Here is a 16,032-nt window from a genome sequence, read left to right as displayed (position 1 = left end):
GCGCACATTCCATCCGAATCCGAGCGGGCCGGCGACTGCCAGGCCCCGCGACGACGGTGATTTGACGAAGGCGCCCTAGTGCGCCGAATTGCCGCTGACCGGTGCAGTTTGTGTGCCAGCTCGCTGCAGCGCCGCGTCCGCCCGCGCGTTGCTGCTACCGGTGCCGGTAACGCTGCGGCGCACGTCGAGATTGCGCGACACCACCAGCACCACACGCCGATTGCGCGCGCGTCCCTCGGGCGTCGCATTGTCCGCCACCGGCTGGAACTCGCCGTAGCCCACCGCCGCCATGCGTGCCGGATCGACACCATCGGCAGCCAGCATGCGCACCACGCTGCCGGCGCGCGCTGCGGAAAGCTCCCAGTTGGTCGGAAACTTGGCGGTGCTGATCGGCAGGTTGTCGGTGAACCCTTCGACATGGATCGGGTTGTCGAACGGCGCGAGAATCGCCGCCACCTGGGCGATCAGATCGAAGGCCAGATCGTTGGGAATGGCATCGCCGCTGGGAAACAGCAGGCTGGAATTGAGTTCGATCTCGATCCACAGCTCGTTGCCGCGCACCGTCAGCTGGCCGTCGGCAATCAGCTCGCCGAAGGTCTCGCGCATGCTCTGCGCAATGCTATGCAGCGGGTCGGCGACGCTCTGCTCCAGCAGCGACTGCCCGGTCGGCTGATCGACCTCCGACAGCGCCGGGCTGGTGGTGCGTGGCCGCTCCTCACCGATAGGGATCGGCTTGACCGCGCGATCCACCTGGTTGAACACGCCGACCAATGAATCGGAGAGGATCTTGTACTTGCCCTCGTTCACCGACGAGATCGAGTACATCACCACGAAGAAGGCGAACAGCAGGGTAATGAAGTCCGCGTAGGACACCATCCAGCGCTCGTGATTTTCATGCTCTTCGGCGTGTCTGCGTCGTGCCATCGCGGCGGCCTCAGTCGATGAAGCCCTGCAGCTTCATTTCGATGGAACGCGGGTTCTCACCCTCGGCGATCGACAACACGCCTTCGAGCAGCATCTCGCGATAGGCAGTCTGCCGCTGCACCACGCTCTTGAGCTTGTTGCCGATCGGCAGCACCAGCAGGTTGGCCACGCCGACGCCGTAGATGGTCGCGACGAACGCCACGGCGATGCCGTTGCCCAGCTGGCTGGGGTCGGCGAGGTTGCCCATCACGTGAATCAGGCCCATCACCGCGCCGATGATGCCAACGGTCGGCGCATAGCCGCCCATGCTCTCGTAGACCTTGGCCGCGCGCAGGTCACGGCTCTCCTGGGTGTACAGGTCGACCTCGAGGATGCTGCGAATGACTTCCGGCTCGGCGCCATCGACCAGCAGTTGCAGGCCCTTGCGCGCATAGGGATCGGGCTCGGTTTCAGCCGCCGGCTCCAGGCCCAGCAGGCCCTCCTTGCGCGCGGTGTTGCTCCAGCCGGTGACCAGTTGAATGCCTCCGTTCATATCGATGCGCGGCGGGAAGAAGATCCAGCGCGCGATGGACACCGCACGCATGAACACCGCGATTGGCGTCTGCAGCAGCACCGCGCCCAGGGTGCCGCCCAGCACGATGAGAGCGGCCGGCCCGTTGAGCAACGAGGAAATGTGCCCGCCTTCGAGGAAATTGCCGCCGACGATGGCGACAAAGGCCAGCACCAGCCCGATCAGGCTGAGAACATCCATCTAGATGCACGCCTCGGTGAGATGGCGACCGATATCGTCCAGGCTGTAGACGGCGTCGCTGAGATTCGCCTTAACCACCGCCATCGGCATGCCATAGATCACGCAGCTGGCCTCGTCCTGCGCCCACACCTGACTGCCGCTCTGCTTGAGCAGGCGCGCACCCTCGCGGCCATCGGCGCCCATGCCGGTGAGCACCACCGCCAGCACCTTGTCGTGAAAAGACTTGGCCGCCGAGCCGAAGGTGATGTCCACGCACGGCTTGTAGTTCAGTCGTTCATCGCCGGGCAGGATGCGCACCGCCCCGCGTCCGTCGATCATCATCTGCTTGCCGCCCGGCGCCAGCAGCGCAAGCCCGGGGCGCAGCAAATCGCCGTCCTCGGCTTCTTTGACGCGAATCTTGCAGAGCTTGTCGAGGCGCTCGGCGAAGGCCTTGGTGAACGCCGCCGGCATGTGCTGGATCAGCACGATCGGCGCCGGGAAACTGGCTGGCAACTGGGTCAGCACCCGCTGCAGCGCCACCGGGCCGCCGGTCGAGGTGCCGATGGCGACCAGCTTGTAGGCCTTGCGTTTGGGTGCCGCGGCGACGGGCGCCGCAGAGGTGCTGGCGCGCGGTGACACGGCCCCGGTCGTCAGCGGCGTGCTGCGGGCGACCGGGGTCGGTGCGGGCGCTGCCGTACCGCTCCAGCTGCCGTAGCGCCGGTTACTGCGCGAGACGGTATGGATCTTCTCGCACAGCAGTTGCTTGACCTTCTCCGGGTTACGCGAGACATCCTCGAAGTTCTTCGGCAGATAGTCCACCGCGCCGGCGTCGAGCGCATCGAGCGTGACCCGGGCGCCTTCGTGAGTCAGCGACGAGAACATCAGCACCGGCGTGGGACAGCGCTGCATGATCTGCCGCACGGCGGTAATGCCGTCCATCATGGGCATTTCATAGTCCATGGTGACAACATCCGGCTTGAGCGCCAGTACCTGATCGATGGCCTCGCGACCGTTGGTGGCGGTGCCGACCACCTGGATACCGGGATCCGAGGCGAGGATCTCCGAGACACGCCGGCGGAAGAACCCCGAATCGTCGACCACCAGGACCTTGACTGCCATAAAACACTCCTAGCGGCAGTGGCCCGTCACGACCCCTGCCGGTCTGTCACACCCGACGCGCGTAGCGCTTGAGCATGCTGGGAACATCGAGGATCAGGGCGATGCGGCCATCGCCGGTAATGGTCGCGCCGGACATGCCGGGCGTACCCTGCAGCATCTTGCCGAGCGGCTTGATCACCACCTCTTCCTGACCCACCAGCTGGTCGACGACGAAGCCGATGCTCTGGTTGCCGACGCTGAGAATGACCACGTGCCCCTCACGCTGCTCGTCCTGCTCGGCGCCCTGCACCAGCCAGCGCTTGAGATAGAACAGCGGCAGTGCCTTGTCGCGGACGATGACCACCTCCTGGCCGTCCACCACATTGGTGCGCGACAGGTCGAGGTGGAAGATCTCGTTGACGTTGACCAGCGGGAAAGCGAATGCCTGGTTGCCGAGCATGACCATCAGCGTCGGCATGATCGCCAGGGTCAGCGGCACCTTGATCACCACCCGCGAGCCCTGGCCCTTGGTGGAGAACACGTTGACCGTGCCGTTGAGCTGGGAAATCTTGGTCTTGACCACGTCCATGCCGACGCCACGGCCGGACACGTCGGAAATCTCGGTCTTGGTCGAGAAACCGGGCGCGAAGATCAGGTTGTAGCACTCCAGATCACTCAGGCGCTCGGCGGCATCCTTGTCCAGCATGCCCTTCTCCACCGCCTTGGCACGCAGGATGTTGGCGTCCATCCCTTTGCCGTCGTCGGTGATCATCAGCAGGATGTGGTCGCCCTCCTGCTCCGCGGACAGCACCACGCGTCCGACGCGCGGTTTGCCGGCGGCCTCGCGGTCCTCCGGCGACTCGATGCCGTGGTCGACGGCATTGCGCACCAGGTGCACCAGCGGATCGGCCAGCGCCTCGACGAGGTTCTTGTCGAGATCGGTCTCTTCGCCCACCAGCTCCAGGTTGATCTCTTTCTTCAGGTTACGCGCCAGATCGCGAACCAGCCGCGGGAAGCGGCCGAAGACTTTCTTGATCGGCTGCATGCGCGTCTTCATCACCGCGCTCTGCAGATCGGCGGTGACCACGTCGAGGTTGGACACGGCCTTGGACATCGCCTCGTCGCCGCTGTTGGCGCCTAGGCGCACCAAACGGTTTCGCACCAGCACCAGTTCGCCGACCATATTCATGATCTCGTCGAGCCGGGCGGTATCGACCCGCACGGTGGTTTCCGCGTCGCTGGCCGGTTTCTCGGCCGGGGCCGCTGCGCGCGGTGCCGCCTCTGCCTTGTTCGGCACGGCAGCGGGCTGGCGCGGCGCGCTCTTGGCCGCCGATGCAGGCGGAGCCGCTGCCGCTACTGCAGCGGCCGGCGCCACGCTCTCGGGCTCGAACTTGCCCTTGCCGTGCAGCTGATCGAGCAGCGCTTCGAATTCGTCGTCGGTGATATTGTCGCCGGCCGCCGGGGCGCCGGCCTCGGCTACCGTGGGTGCTGACGCAGGCGTGGCGGCAGGCTCGTTGAACTGCCCCTTGCCGTGCAGCTGGTCGAGCAGCGCCTCGAATTCTTCGTCGGTGATCTCGTCGCTCGCGGCTGCTACCGGCTCTGCTGCCGTTTCCGCTTCGGCGGCCGCGGCACTGAACTGCCCCTTGCCGTGCAGCTGGTCGAGCAGCGACTCGAACTCATCGTCGGTGATTTCATCGCTCGACGCCGTTGCGGGCTCGGCGACGGCCGGCGTATCGATAGCCTGCAGCATCTGCTCGAACTCATCGTCCGCCACCACCGGCGCCGCGACTTCTGCCGCTACACCGGGCGCATCCGCCGACGCCGGCTCGGCCAGGCGCGACAGCGCCGCCAGCAGCTCAGGGGTTGCCGGGGTCGGCTCGACGCGCTCGCGAACCTGACTGAACATGGCATTGACGGCGTCCAGCGCCTGCAGCACCACGTCCATCAGCTCGGAATCCACCCGGCGCTCGCCCTTGCGCAGGATGTCGAAGACGTTCTCGGCGATGTGGCAGCATTCCACCAGCTCGTTAAGCTGCAGGAAGCCCGCCCCGCCCTTGACCGTGTGGAACCCGCGAAAAATTGCATTGAGCAACGCCATGTCGTCGGGGCTGCTTTCCAGCTCCACCAACTGCTCTGACAACAGTTCGAGAATCTCGCCGGCCTCTACCAGGAAATCCTGGAGGATTTCTTCATCGGCGTCGAAGCTCATATTGCAATTCCCCTAAAAGCCCAGGCTCGAAAGCAGATCGTCCACGTCGTCCTGTCCAGATACGACGTCCTCACGTATATCGGCATGCATCTGCGGACCTTCACCGTTGGAAGGCTCTTTCTCTTGTTTTTTCTTTTCCTGCTCGGCACGCATCGCGTCGCGGTCGTGCTGGATGCCGGCCACGCGATCGACCTGCCCGGCCATTGCCACCAGGTTGACCAGGTTGCTTTCCAGCTCGGTGATGAGCCGCGTGACGCGTTTGATCACCTGCCCGGTCAGGTCCTGGAAGTCCTGTGCCAGCATGATTTCGCTGAGGTTCTGCGACAGCTGGCTGCCATCGTTCATCGAGCGCTGCAGGTACTGGTCGATGCGCCGGACCAGCTCGCGGAACTGCTCGGCGTTCATCTCGCGGCGCATGAAGCGCTGCCAGTCGGCGGTCAGACTCTGGGCTTCGTAGCTTACGTAGTTCACCAGCGGCGCCGACTCCTCGACCAGATCCATGGTGCGGTTGGCGGCCTTCTCGGTCATCGCCACCACGTAGGAAAGCCGGTCGGTCGCATCGGTTATCGGCGACGGATCCCCGCCCGTGGCGCAGGTGTCCATCTCGAGCTTGACGATCGCGTTGTGCAGTTCGCGGGTGAGCTTGCCAACCTCTTGATAGAGCCCCTGATTACGGGCCTGGTTGAGCTCGTTGAACATTTGCGCCGCCTCATCGAAGCGGCCCTGCTGCAGGCTTTCAATCAGCTGCGGTGCATTGGCCTGCAGAGTCGCTTCGAACTCCGCCAGGCGTTGGTCTGCTTGCGTCATAGTGCCCTCGCGGCGTTACTGCTTCAGCCGTTGACGCGCTCGAAGATCTTTTCGATCTTCTCCTTGAGCACCTGGGCAGTGAAAGGCTTGACGACGTAACCGTTAACGCCGGCCTGGGCCGCTTCGATGATCTGATCGCGCTTGGCTTCGGCCGTCACCATCAGCACCGGCAGGTGCTTGAGGCGCTCGTCGGCACGCACGTGGCGCAGCAGGTCGATGCCGCTCATGCCCGGCATGTTCCAGTCGGTGACGAGGAAATCGAAGCTGCCGCTCTTGAGCATCGGCAACGCAGTGGTGCCGTCGTCGGCCTCGGCGGTGTTGGTGAACCCCAGGTCTCGCAGGAGGTTCTTGATGATTCGTCTCATCGTCGAGAAGTCATCGACGATGAGGATTTTCATGTTCTTGTCCAAGTCGACCTCCGTAAATCCCAAAATCTCGGCAACCGAGCACGTCTCGCAGTGAGGGTACCGGTCAGCTCGCCCGCCATTCGCCGAGGCGGGCACGCAGACGGGCGGCGCACTGGCTATGCAGCTGACTGACCCGCGACTCGCTGACCCCGAGCACCTGACCGATTTCCTTCAAATTCAACTCTTCGTCGTAGTACAGCGACAGCACCAGCTTTTCGCGTTCGGGCAGGTTGGTGATGGCATCGGCCAGCGCCTGCTGGAAACGCTCGTCCTCAAGATCGCGAAACGGCTCGGAATGAGTGCTGGCGGCATCGTCGTGCAACTCGCCATGTTCGCCGTCCTGCAACAGGTCGTCGAAGCTGAACAGGCGGCTGCCCAGGGTATCGCCGAGAATGCCGTAGTACTCATCGAGGCTGAGCTTAAGTTCGGCCGCAACCTCGTGATCTTTAGCGTCACGTCCGGTTTTCGCTTCGATGGCGCGAATCGCCTCGCTGACCATGCGCGAGTTGCGATGCACCGAGCGTGGCGCCCAGTCGCCCTTGCGCACCTCGTCGAGCATGGTGCCGCGGATGCGGATACCGGCGTAGGTTTCGAAGCTGGCGCCCTTGCCGGCGTCGTACTTCTTCGCTGCCTCCAGCAGGCCGATCATCCCTGCCTGGATCAGGTCGTCGACCTGGACGCTGGCCGGCAGGCGTGCGAGCAGGTGGTAGGCAATGCGCTTGACCAGCGGCGCATACTGGTCGATCAAACGATGCTGGGCATCCTTCGCCTGAGCCTTGCTGTAATACATAGCGAATCCAGCAGCCGTCATTCGTGAGTGTCGTTCGCAGGCCTGATCAGGCGCTCGACGAAGAATTCAAGATGCCCGCGCGGCGTGGCCGGCAGCGGCCAGGTGTCGACCTTCTGCGCGATGGCCTTGAAAGCCAATGCGCATTTCGACCGCGGATAGGCCTCGTAGACTGCACGCTGCTTCTGTACGGCCTTGCGCACGGTTTCGTCGTAGGGAATCGCGCCGACATACTGCAGTGCGACATCGAGGAAGCGCTCGGTGACCTTGGTCAGCTTGGCGAACAGGTTGCGCCCTTCCTGCGGCGCGTGCGCCATGTTGGCCAGCACGCGGAAGCGGTTGATGCCGTAATCACGGTTGAGCAGCTTGATCAGCGCATAGGCGTCGGTGATCGAGGTCGGCTCGTCGGTGACCACCAGCAGCACCTCGTGCGCGGCGCGCACGAAGCTGATCACCGCCTCGCCGATACCGGCGGCGGTGTCGATGATCAGTACGTCGAGATCCTCGATCTCGCTGAACGCCTGGATCAGGCCGGCGTGCTGCAGCGAGGACAGCTGCACCATGCTCTGCGTGCCGGATGCCGCCGGCACGATGCGGATGCCGCCCGGCCCCTGGATGAGCACGTCGCGCAGGTCGCATTCACCGGCGATCACGTCGGCAAGCGTGCGCTTGGTAGTCAGCCCCAGCAGCACGTCGACATTGGCCAGCCCGAGGTCGGCGTCAAGCAGCACCACCCGCCGGCCGAGTTCGGCCAGCGCCAGTGCCAGATTGACCGACACGTTGGTCTTGCCGACGCCACCCTTGCCGCCGGTCACCGCAATCACCTGTACGGGATGCATACCCATGTTCAAACGCCTATATGTTGCTCGGCCTGCAAGGCCGGCGATGCATTCAGCTCGAATGCATCAGGTTTATCCGAGTAACGCACTGCCGCTTCAGCCCGCTCGCCGCGATGATTCGTTGTACAGGCCGGCGAACATATCGGCCATCGTTTCCTCGCTCGGCTCCTCGCCAGATTGCAGGCTCACCGCCCGACTGACCAGCTGATGACTGCGCGGCAGGTGCAGGTCATCGGGAATACGCGGCCCGTCGGCGAGGTAGGCTATCGGCAGGTGCTGGCTGATCGTTAGTCCGAGCACGTCGCCGAGCGAGCCGGCCTCGTCGAGCTTGGTCAGGATGCAACCGGCCAGGCCGCAGCGACGATAGTTGTGCCACGCCGCCTTGAGCACCTGGCTCTGGCTGGTGGCGGCCAGCACCAGGTAGTTCTTCGATTTCACGCCACGATCGGACAGCGCTTCGAGCTGCATGCGCAGTGTCGGATCGCTCGCCGGCAGCCCGGCCGTGTCGATCAGGATCACGCGCTTGCGCGCCAGCGGCGCCAGCGTCTTGCCCAGCGGCTGCGACGGGTCGATCTGCACCACCGGCACATCGAGAATACGACCGAGCGTCTTGAGCTGCTCCTGCGCGCCGATGCGGTAGTTATCCATGCTCGCCAGCGCAATGTTCTGCGCGCCGTACTTCAATACGTAACGGGCCGCCAGCTTGGCCAGCGTGGTGGTCTTGCCGACACCGGCCGGTCCCACCAAGGCGATTACCCCGCCCTCTTCCAGCGGTTCGTGCTTGGTGACCTTGATCGCCTGCGCCAGGTGCGCCAGCAGCATGCGCCAGGCCTGACGTTGATCGGCGATGGTGGCGACCTTTTCCAGCAGGCTGCGCGACAGTTCTGCCGGCAGGCCGAGACGCTGCAGGCGGCGCCAGAGTCCGGCCTGCTGCGGCCGTCGGCTCTGCTCCTGGCCCCAGGCGATGGAGCCGAGCTGCACTTCGATCAGCTCACGCAGGCCTTGCAGTTCGGTGCACATGCTCTCGAAGGCGCGCGTATCGACCGGCGCACTGGCAGCGGGCTGCGGCGCGGCGGCCGGCTGCTCGTCAAGCAGTTGACGGTCCTGGCCCGCCTTCACGCGGCTCGGCGCGCTCAGTTCGGCATGCGCCGAGGCGATGCGCGCCTGCGTCTTGCGCAGCTCGGCTTCCAGCACGGGGTTGGGCTTGTTCGCTTCCGGCGCGGCCTGCATCGGGTAATCGAGCACGGCAGTCAGCTCGACACCGCCGGCGACCCGGCGATTGCCGATGATCACGGCATCGGCGCCCAGCTCGTCGCGCACCATCTTCATGGCGATGCGCATATCGGCGGCGAAGAAACGTTTGACCTGCATGGCCTGCACCCTCGATTAATTCTGACCCACCGTCGCAACGATGGTGACCTGCTTGTTGTCCGGAATTTCCTGGTAGGCCAGTACATGCATGTTCTGTACGGCCAGCCGGGCGAAGCGGGACAACATCGCGCGAACCGGTCCGGCCACCAGGAGGATCGCCGGCTTACCGAGCATTTCCTGGCGCTGCGCCGCTTCTACCAGCGACCTTTGCAACTTCTCTGCCATTCCCGGCTCCAGCAGGATGCCATCTTCGGCACCCTGTCCGGCCTTCTGCAGGCTATTGAGCAAGATCTGTTCCAATCGCGGTTCCAGCGTGATCACAGGCAGCTCCGGCTCTAGTCCCACAACGTTCTGCACGATTGCGCGAGAAAGCGCGACGCGCACTGCCGCCACCATCGCGGCGGGATCTTGACTCTTAGTGGCGACATTGGCGATGGCTTCGGCGATGGTGCGGATGTCACGCACCGGTACCTGCTCCTGCAGCAGCGCCTGCAACACCTTGAGCAGCGTGGACAGCGACAGCATGCCCGGCACCAGCTCCTCGGCCAGCTTGGGCGAGCTGCGCGCGAGCAATTGCAGCAACTGCTGGACCTCCTCATGGCCAAGCAGTTCATGCGCGTGCTTGTACAACACCTGATTGAGGTGGGTGGCAACCACGGTACTGGCATCCACCACGGTATAGCCGAGCGACTGCGCCTGGTCGCGCTGGCTGCCCTCGATCCACACCGCATCCAGCCCAAACGCCGGGTCCTTGGCCGCGATGCCGTTGAGCGGCCCGAACACCTGGCCCGGGTTGATCGCCAGCTCGCGATCCGGGTAGACCTCCGCCTCGGCCAGGCTGACGCCCATCAGCGTCAGGCGATAGGCATTGGGCAGCAGATCGAGGTTGTCGCGGATATGCACCGACGGCATGAGGAAGCCCAGGTCCTGCGACAGCTTCTTGCGCACGCCCTTGATCCGCGCCAGCAGCTGGCCACCCTGGTTGCGATCGACCAGCGGAATCAGCCGGTAGCCAACCTCCAGACCGACCATGTCCACGGGCGTGACATCATCCCAGCCCAGCTCCTTGGTTTCCGCCGCGCGCTGCGCTGGCAGCAGCTCCTGCTGCTTCTGCACTTCCTGCTCGGCGTGCTGCTTGACGCGCTTCTGCCGATACCAGATCCAGTAGGCGCCACCGGCGGCGAGCGCACCGAGGCCGAGGAATGACAGGTGCGGCATGCCCGGCACCAGGCCCATCGCGATCATGATCGCGGCCGATACCGCCAGCGCCTTGGGCGAGGCGAACATCTGCCGGTTGACCTGCTGGCCCATGTCCTCGGAGCTGGTGACCCGCGTCACCATGATCGCCGCCGCGGTGGACAGCAGCAGCGAGGGGATCTGCGCCACCAGACCGTCACCGATGGTCAGCAGCGCGTAGACCTTGCCGGCTTCAGCGAAGCTCAGGCCGTGCTGCGCCATGCCGATGCCCATGCCGCCGAGCAGATTGATGAAGAGGATCAGCAGGCCGGCGATGGCGTCGCCGCGCACGAACTTGCTGGCACCGTCCATCGAGCCGTAGAAGTCCGCTTCGGAAGCCACCTCGACCCGGCGCTTTTTCGCCTCGGCCTGATCGATCAGCCCGGCGTTGAGGTCGGCATCGATCGCCATCTGCTTGCCGGGCATCGCGTCGAGGGTGAAGCGCGCGCTCACCTCGGAAATCCGCCCGGCGCCCTTGGTGACCACCACGAAGTTGATGATCATCAGGATCGCGAACACCACGATACCGACCACGTAGTTGCCGCCGATCACCACGTTGCCGAAGGCTTCGATCACGTGACCGGCCGACGCGCCGCCTTCGTGGCCGTGAATCAGCACCACCCGGGTGGATGCGACGTTCAACGCCAGACGCAGCAAGGTCGCCACCAGCAGGATGGTCGGGAACACCGCGAAATCCAGCGGCCGCAGCGCGTAGACACTGACCAGCAGCACGACGATCGACAGTGCGATGTTGAAGGTGAACAGCACGTCGAGCAGGAACGGCGGCACGGGCAGCATCATCATGCCCAGCATCACCAGCAACAGCAGCGGCACCCCGAGGTTGCCGCGACCGACACCCGTCAGGTTGTTGCGCATGTTGATGAGTTGCGTGCGATCCAACGTGGCCCCCAGCAGAAAGTTTTTTGACGCCCGATGCGCCCTGCCGTGGGCTATAGCAAGAAGGGGTCCAACTTGGCGGCGCAGCGGCGGACTGGCGGACGCGGGCCAGTTGAACTCAACTGAAGCAGGCGCTACGGGACGTCTCGCCGCCTGCGGGCGAACCCGACCGGTGTCGCGCAGTCAGACCTTCGACCGGCGGAACCGCTCCGCCCGGCCCAACCTGCAAGGAGACAATCGATGAAACAGTGGATCATCGCCGCATTGGCCGGCTGCACCGCGCTGACTGTCCAGGCGGAGACGCTCAGCGTTCCGCTCAAGGCCGTCAGCGCCCAGGGCATCGGCGCCGCCGTCGGCAGCGTGAAGATCGAGAGCAGCGAATACGGCCTGGTCCTGCGCCCCGAATTGTCGGGGCTGGAGCCCGGCATTCACGGCTTCCACGTGCACGCCAAGGGCAATTGCGAGAGCGCCGAGATCGACGGCAAGGTCACGCCGGCGGGCGCTGCCGGCGGCCACTGGGATCCGAAGAACAGCGGCAAGCACGGCGAACCCTGGGGCGACGGCCACCTGGGCGACCTGCCCGCGCTCTATGTTGACAAGGATGGCAAGGCCAGCCAGCCCGTGCTGGCCCCACGCCTGAAGAGCCTGGGCGACATCAAGGGCCTGGCGCTGATGGTGCATCAGGGCGGCGACAACCATGCCGACCATCCGCAGCCGCTCGGCGGTGGCGGTGCCCGGGTGGCCTGCGGCGTCATCGAGTAACGGCAGCGACGGGCCTCGGGCTGCAAGCGACACGCTTGCAGCCCGCCGCTATTCGTCGCGCCGCAGATCTGGCGGAATCGGCAGGTCGTTCAGTGGATCGGGTCGACGGCCCTTGCCGGCGCGGTACTGGCGCAACTGATAGACGTAAGCCAGCACCTGCGCCACGGCCAGGTAGAGGCCGGCAGGAATTTCCTGCTCCAGTTCGGTCGAGTAGTACACCGCTCGCGCCAGCGCCGGCGATTCAAGCACCGTCACGTTGTGCTCCTGGGCGATCTCGCGAATCTTCAGCGCCACGAAGTCGCCGCCCTTGGCCACCAGCCGAGGCGCGCCACCCTTGTCGCCGTCGTATTTCAGCGCCACGGCAAAGTGCGTCGGGTTGGTAATCACCACATCGGCCTCGGGCACGGCCTGCATCATGCGCCGCTGCGCCGCCTCGCGCTGCAGCTGACGGATGCGCGACTTGACCTCCGGCTTGCCCTCGGAGTCCTTGTACTCGTCCTTGACCTCCTGCTTGGTCATCATCAGCTTCTGCTTGTTGTCCCAGAGCTGGAACGGCACATCCACCGCGGCGATCAGGATCAGCCCGCAGGCCATCCACAGCGCGCACCAGCCGACTACCTCGGCGCTGTGCATGATCGCCAGGTCCAGCGGCTGCTTGGCGATGGAGAGCAGATCGTCCTCGTAGGAGGACAGCACCATCAACGCCACCAGCAGCACCACCAAGAACTTACCGAGGGCCTTGAGCAGCTCCACCAGCGCCTTGGTCGAGAACATGCGCTTGAGCCCGGCAGCAGGATTCATCCGGCCGAAGTTGGGCGCCATTGCCTTGGCGGAGAACAGCCAGCCGCCCAGCGCGATCGGCCCGGCGATGGACGCGATTAGCAAGGCGATCAGCAACGGCAGGGTCGCCTCCAGCGCGATCCTGCCGCTGGCCGCCAGCAGCATCGCCATGTTGCTCTCGTCCAGCAGGGTTTCGCGGCTCAGCTCGAAACTGCCCTGCATCATCGCCATCAGCGCCTGCGCCAGCCCGCTGCCGGACGCTAGCAGGCCGCCAATGCCGCCGATGGTTACGGCCACCGTGTTCAGCTCGCGCGAGCGCGCGATCTGGCCTTTCTCGCGAGATTCCCGTAGCCGTTTCTCTGTGGGTTCCTCGCTTTTGTCGGCACCGCTTTCGCTTTCAGCCATCGACGGCCTCCGCGTTGTGCATCAGCGTATTCATCAGCGCAGCCCCACCAGCTCGCGCAGCATCGCCAGCGACTCGCCGACGAAGATCTGATACTGCGCCAGGATGTCGGCCATGCCGATCCAGACGATGACCAGACCCAGCACCAGCGTCAGCGGAAAGCCGATGGAAAAGATGTTCAGCTGCGGTGCGGCACGAGTCATCAAGCCGAACGCCAGGTTGACCACCAGCAGCGCGGTGATCGCCGGCAGCACCAGCAGCAGGCCGGCGCCGAGCACCCAGCCGAGCTTGCTCGCCACCTCCCACAGATGATTGGTCGACAGCCCGCCGCCCACCGGCAGGGTCACGAAGCTCTCGGTGAGGATTTCCAGCACCACCAGATGGCCGTTCATCGCCAGGAACAGCAGGATCACCAGCATGTTGAAGAACTGGCCGAGCACCGGCACCGACACGCCGTTGGCCGGATCGACCATCGAGGCGAACCCCAGGCCCATCTGCATCGCCAGCAGCTGCCCGGAAACGATGAACACCTGGAAGAACAGCTGCAGAACGAAACCGAGCATCACGCCGATCAGAATCTGCTCGGCGATCAGCAGCAGCGCGCGCACGCTCAGCGCCTCGACCAGCGGCATCGGCCCGAGCGTCGGCGCCAGCACCAGGGTGATGGCCAGCGCCAGATACAGTCGCACCCGCGGCGGCACCAGCTGCGTGCCGATGATCGGCATGCTCATCAGCAACGCGGCGATACGAAACAGCGGGAGCAGAAACTGCGCCACCCAGCTGCCGATCTGCGCATTGCTCAGTTCCAGCATGGTTCAGCCGATGATCAGCGGAATGTTGGCGATCAGGCCCTGGGTGTACTCCATCAGCTCGCGCACCAGCCACGGCCCGGCCCAGATCAGCGTCAGCAGCATCACCAAAAGGCGCGGAAGGAAGCTCAGGGTCTGTTCGTTGATCTGTGTGGCGGCCTGGAACATCGCCACCACCAGGCCGACCAGCAGGCTCGGCATCACCAGCACACCGACGATCATCGCGGTCATCCACAGGCCTTCGCGAAACAGGTCCACCGCGACTTCGGGCGTCATGACGAGCCTCCTAGAGCGTGCCGAAGCTGCCGGCCAGGGTGCCGATGATCAGGCCCCAGCCGTCGACCAGCACGAACAGCATGATCTTGAACGGCAGCGAGATGATCAGTGGCGAGAGCATCATCATGCCCATCGCCATCAGCACGCTAGCCACCACCATGTCGATGATCAGGAACGGAATGAAGATCATGAAACCGATCTGGAACGCCGTCTTCAGCTCCGAGGTGACGAAGGCCGGCACCAGAATGGTCAGCGGCGCCGCTTCCGGGCTGGCGATGTCGGTACGCCGCGACAGACGCATGAACAGGTCCAGATCGCTCTCGCGAGTCTGCGCCAGCATGAACGCCTTGAGCGGGACTTCGGCGCGGGTGATCGCCTCCTGCGCCGGAATCTGCTCGGCGAGGTACGGCTGCAGCGCTTCCTGGTTTATCCGCTCGAACACCGGGGCCATGATGAACAGCGTAAGGAACAGCGTCAGGCCGATGAGAATCTGGTTCGATGGCGTCTGCTGCAGGCCCAGCGCCTGACGCAAGATGGAGAATACGATGATGATTCGCGTGAAGCTGGTCATCAGCATGACGAACGCCGGGATGAAGCTCAGCGCCGTCATGATCAGCAGAATCTGCAGGCTGACCGAATACTCCTGCTGGCCCTGGGCGTCGGTGCTCAGGGTGATCGCCGGGATCGACAGCGGATTGTCGCCACGGGTCAGCAGTCCGCCCGCTTCCTGGCCGAGAGCCAGCGGGGCGACCACGGCCAGCAGCAACGCCAGCAGAATTCGCAACATCAGGGCTTGTCCTTGTGATCCTTGCCCAACAGCTCCATCAGGCGCTGGGCGAACTCCGGGTTGGCCGGTTCGGAATCGGGCAGATGCACCGGCTCCTTGAGCACGTGCAGCGGCGTGATGCGCCCGGCCGAGAGGCCGATCAGCACTTGCTCGCTGCCGACCTGCACCAGCACCAGCCGCTCGCGCGGGCCGAGTGCCTGGCTGGAAACCAGCTTGATCACCTGAGTACCGCGTGGATTCATCTGCTGGACGCGGCGCAGCAGCCAGGCCAGCAGAAAGATCAGGCCGACCACCAGCAGCAGGCCGAGCAGCAGTTTGCTCAGCTGCGCGCCCATGTCGGTGCCACTCATGCTGGCGGACGGTTCGGCAGCCAGTGCCGGCAGCGCTACCAGCAGCGCGAGAAAGGCTAGCGCGCGCATGTCAGCGCAGCTTCTTGATGCGTTCGGTGGGGCTGATCACGTCCGTCAGGCGAATGCCGAACTTCTCGTTGACCACCACCACCTCGCCATGGGCGATCAGCGTGCCGTTGACCAATACGTCCAGCGGCTCGCCGGCCAGCCGGTCGAGCTCCACCACCGAGCCCTGATTGAGCTGCAGCAGGTTGCGGATGCTGATCTCGGTGCTGCCGACTTCCATCGAGATGGACACCGGAATATCCAGAATCACATCCAGATTCGGCCCTTCCAGCCCCAGCGGCACGCCGCCGCCCTTGGGTGCGCTGGCGAAGTCCTCCAGCGGTGCACGCGGAGCGGCCGGTGCCGCCGCCGGCCCCTGATTGAGCAACGCGTCGATGTCGTCCTGGCTGGCATCGCCGGCCTCGGCCAGAGCCGCGGCCCATTCGTCGGCGAGCGCCTGCTCTTCGGGGGAAGTGTTCTGATCGTCTGCCATCGCTAGTCCTCGACCGGCTCGA

The 16,032-nt window shown here is 64.8% G+C and carries 17 protein-coding genes; 1 reads left to right on the top strand and 16 read right to left on the bottom strand.

The features are described 5' to 3' along the window. Positions 1-75: 75 nt before the first annotated feature. From motD to flhA, 10 genes are all read right to left on the bottom strand, one after another. Entirely contained in the window at positions 76-924 is an 849-nt protein-coding gene (gene motD / locus NAV27_RS08340) for a flagellar motor protein MotD (protein ID WP_102828904.1), read from the bottom strand. A gap of 10 nt (positions 925-934) precedes the next feature. Further along, positions 935-1,675 carry a flagellar motor protein gene (locus NAV27_RS08335; protein WP_008570478.1) on the bottom strand — a complete coding sequence of 247 codons (741 nt, stop codon included), beginning with the start codon at positions 1,673-1,675 and terminating at the stop codon, positions 935-937. Further along, on the bottom strand, positions 1,676-2,773 hold the full coding sequence (locus NAV27_RS08330) for a protein-glutamate methylesterase/protein-glutamine glutaminase (RefSeq protein ID WP_102828903.1): 1,098 nt from the start codon (positions 2,771-2,773) through the stop codon (positions 1,676-1,678). 46 nt (positions 2,774-2,819) lie between these two features. Beyond that, positions 2,820-4,961, bottom strand: coding sequence for a chemotaxis protein CheA (locus NAV27_RS08325; protein ID WP_102828902.1), 2,142 nt, complete (start codon positions 4,959-4,961; stop codon positions 2,820-2,822). A 12-nt stretch (positions 4,962-4,973) separates the two neighbouring features. Continuing rightward, positions 4,974-5,768 (bottom strand): protein phosphatase CheZ, encoded by a 795-nt coding sequence (locus NAV27_RS08320; protein WP_008570481.1) that lies wholly within the window; start codon positions 5,766-5,768, stop codon positions 4,974-4,976. A 23-nt stretch (positions 5,769-5,791) separates the two neighbouring features. Continuing rightward, on the bottom strand, positions 5,792-6,166 hold the full coding sequence (locus tag NAV27_RS08315) for a chemotaxis response regulator CheY (RefSeq protein WP_171819274.1): 375 nt from the start codon (positions 6,164-6,166) through the stop codon (positions 5,792-5,794). Positions 6,167-6,239: 73 nt separating this feature from the next. Further along, positions 6,240-6,986: an RNA polymerase sigma factor FliA gene (fliA, locus tag NAV27_RS08310; protein ID WP_083862569.1), complete on the bottom strand. Its 747-nt coding sequence runs from the start codon at positions 6,984-6,986 to the stop codon at positions 6,240-6,242. Continuing rightward, on the bottom strand, positions 6,983-7,807 hold the full coding sequence (gene fleN / locus NAV27_RS08305) for a flagellar synthesis regulator FleN (RefSeq protein WP_102828901.1): 825 nt from the start codon (positions 7,805-7,807) through the stop codon (positions 6,983-6,985). The genes fliA and fleN overlap by 4 nt, the downstream gene beginning before the upstream one ends. A gap of 90 nt (positions 7,808-7,897) precedes the next feature. Then, entirely contained in the window at positions 7,898-9,172 is a 1,275-nt protein-coding gene (gene flhF / locus NAV27_RS08300) for a flagellar biosynthesis GTPase FlhF (RefSeq protein ID WP_008570484.1), read from the bottom strand. A 15-nt stretch (positions 9,173-9,187) separates the two neighbouring features. Beyond that, a complete protein-coding gene (gene flhA / locus NAV27_RS08295) occupies positions 9,188-11,308 on the bottom strand; it encodes a flagellar biosynthesis protein FlhA (RefSeq protein ID WP_102828900.1) in 2,121 nt (706 codons plus the stop codon). A gap of 237 nt (positions 11,309-11,545) precedes the next feature. On the opposite strand from flhA, the gene sodC reads away from it, so the two are divergent. Next, on the top strand, positions 11,546-12,067 hold the full coding sequence (sodC, locus tag NAV27_RS08290) for a superoxide dismutase family protein (protein ID WP_102828899.1): 522 nt from the start codon (positions 11,546-11,548) through the stop codon (positions 12,065-12,067). A 48-nt stretch (positions 12,068-12,115) separates the two neighbouring features. On the opposite strand, the gene flhB is transcribed toward sodC, so the two are convergent. The 6 genes from flhB to fliN are packed head-to-tail and all read right to left on the bottom strand — an operon-like array spanning position 12,116 to position 16,010. Continuing rightward, positions 12,116-13,252: a flagellar biosynthesis protein FlhB gene (gene flhB, locus NAV27_RS08285; protein ID WP_008570487.1), complete on the bottom strand. Its 1,137-nt coding sequence runs from the start codon at positions 13,250-13,252 to the stop codon at positions 12,116-12,118. Between the two features lie 33 nt (positions 13,253-13,285). Further along, complete coding sequence (gene fliR / locus NAV27_RS08280; protein ID WP_102828898.1) at positions 13,286-14,062, bottom strand: flagellar biosynthetic protein FliR; 777 nt, start codon at positions 14,060-14,062, stop codon at positions 13,286-13,288. Positions 14,063-14,065: 3 nt separating this feature from the next. Continuing rightward, positions 14,066-14,335, bottom strand: a complete 270-nt coding sequence (fliQ, locus tag NAV27_RS08275) for a flagellar biosynthesis protein FliQ (protein ID WP_003287611.1) — start codon at positions 14,333-14,335, stop codon at positions 14,066-14,068. A 10-nt stretch (positions 14,336-14,345) separates the two neighbouring features. Next, positions 14,346-15,122 carry a flagellar type III secretion system pore protein FliP gene (gene fliP / locus NAV27_RS08270; protein ID WP_003287610.1) on the bottom strand — a complete coding sequence of 259 codons (777 nt, stop codon included), beginning with the start codon at positions 15,120-15,122 and terminating at the stop codon, positions 14,346-14,348. Then, the gene (fliO, locus tag NAV27_RS08265; RefSeq protein ID WP_102828897.1) at positions 15,122-15,541 is read right to left on the bottom strand and encodes a flagellar biosynthetic protein FliO; all 420 of its coding nucleotides are present in this window, start codon (positions 15,539-15,541) and stop codon (positions 15,122-15,124) included. Before fliO ends, fliP begins: the two co-directional genes overlap by 1 nt. 1 nt (position 15,542) lies before the next feature. Beyond that, positions 15,543-16,010: a flagellar motor switch protein FliN gene (fliN, locus tag NAV27_RS08260; RefSeq protein WP_054093358.1), complete on the bottom strand. Its 468-nt coding sequence runs from the start codon at positions 16,008-16,010 to the stop codon at positions 15,543-15,545. Between the last annotated feature and the right edge of the window lie 22 nt (positions 16,011-16,032).

Source organism: Stutzerimonas degradans (assembly GCF_024448505.1).
Classification (GTDB): domain Bacteria; phylum Pseudomonadota; class Gammaproteobacteria; order Pseudomonadales; family Pseudomonadaceae; genus Stutzerimonas; species Stutzerimonas degradans.
The sequence above is the reverse complement of the archived record's forward strand: the minus strand, read 5'-3'. Positions and strand labels throughout refer to the sequence as shown.